This is a genomic window from Parendozoicomonas verongulae (genome assembly GCF_009711465.1).
GTDB lineage: Bacteria > Pseudomonadota > Gammaproteobacteria > Pseudomonadales > Endozoicomonadaceae > Sansalvadorimonas > Sansalvadorimonas verongulae.
Genome location: NZ_SMME01000096.1, coordinates 1 through 252, shown reverse-complemented (window position 1 = coordinate 252; position 252 = coordinate 1). Strand labels below are relative to the sequence as shown.

Annotated in this window: 1 protein-coding gene; it reads left to right on the top strand. The window is 61.9% G+C overall.

Annotated features, from left to right (window positions below; all coding sequences use genetic code 11):
* A partial coding sequence (locus E1189_RS21995) for a hypothetical protein (protein ID WP_196220786.1) occupies positions 1–252 on the top strand: 252 nt, incomplete at both ends.

Genomic DNA, 252 nt, shown 5'->3' with positions numbered 1-252 from the left:
TGACAAGGATATCGAGTTAGCACTGGGCAGACATCACCAGAGCATGGGTGGGCCGGACAACCTGAAAGCGGCCCTGGACATCTTTACCCGGCTGCGTACCCGGGCGGCCGGGGGGAAGGCGAACACTCCTTGTGAGGATAAGGAGATCGAACTGGCACTGGGAATAGTCCTCCAGGACATGGGGGGGGCGGCCAACCTGAGAGTGGTACGGGATATGTTTATCCGGCTACGCACCCAGGCAGCCGGGGGGCG